This window comes from Flavobacterium sp. YO12 (assembly GCF_004119495.1).
Lineage (GTDB): Bacteria > Bacteroidota > Bacteroidia > Flavobacteriales > Flavobacteriaceae > Flavobacterium.
Genome location: NZ_NRQU01000145.1, coordinates 1 through 824 on the forward strand (window position 1 = coordinate 1; position 824 = coordinate 824).

The window sequence follows — 824 nt, forward strand, 5'->3', positions numbered from 1 at the left end:
TTAAATTGATCTCTTAGTATTTTATACGATTGGCTTTTTAGTGTTTTGACCGTTTGAAGTTGTATTCCTAATTCTTCTGCTATATCAGCATTTTTAAGTCCCTTAAGACTTAGTTTTATAATTTCTTTTTTTCTATCAGGTAAAATCTCAATTGCCTTATACAGTTGGCATACTATATCTTCTTCAAGAATCTGTTTTAAGAACAAATCATCATCTTCTAAAGACTTAATAGTATTTTCAGCATATTTATTTTTTACCAGATTATGCTTAATAACATTATAACATTTATTGCGAACGGCCTTGTATAGAAAAACCTTCAGATGCAGTTCGTCTTGAAATGCATTCTCTTTTTCCCATATACCTATAAAAATATCCTGAACCAGATCTTCGCATTCATCAATGCTCAGAAAGCGATTTGCAAACTGAACAAGTGATCTATAGTACTGATCAAATATTTTCCTAATAAAAAGTTCGCTGGTATTATTTTCTTCTGTAACCAATGCTTATTCTTCAATAATTGATTATAATTAGGCAAATTAAATAAATTTAATTTAATTTTTCCTAATTAAATAACGTAATCATATCACGTGAAGACATTGATTAATATTGATTAGAATGAAACCGATATATTTATCTTACAATTAATTTAGAGTTGAAAAATGATAGCCGAGACTAGTGAGGCAATAATAAATCCTTTCTTTTTATTTTTTTACCCGAAAACCATATTATGAGTGTTAAATTTCAATACTATAATAGAACTTTTACAAAATACTAAAAAGAGAGATAAAACTAAAAAAGCAGGCTCTCTTTGTCAAGCGCTGTAT

1 protein-coding gene is annotated in these 824 nt (G+C 27.7%); it reads right to left on the reverse strand.

Going from position 1 to position 824, the window contains the following annotated elements:
* The coding region (locus tag BOW55_RS20685) for a sigma-70 family RNA polymerase sigma factor (RefSeq protein WP_129026336.1) at positions 1 to 500 on the reverse strand (500 nt) is incomplete at its 3' end.
* Between the last annotated feature and the right edge of the window lie 324 nt (positions 501 to 824).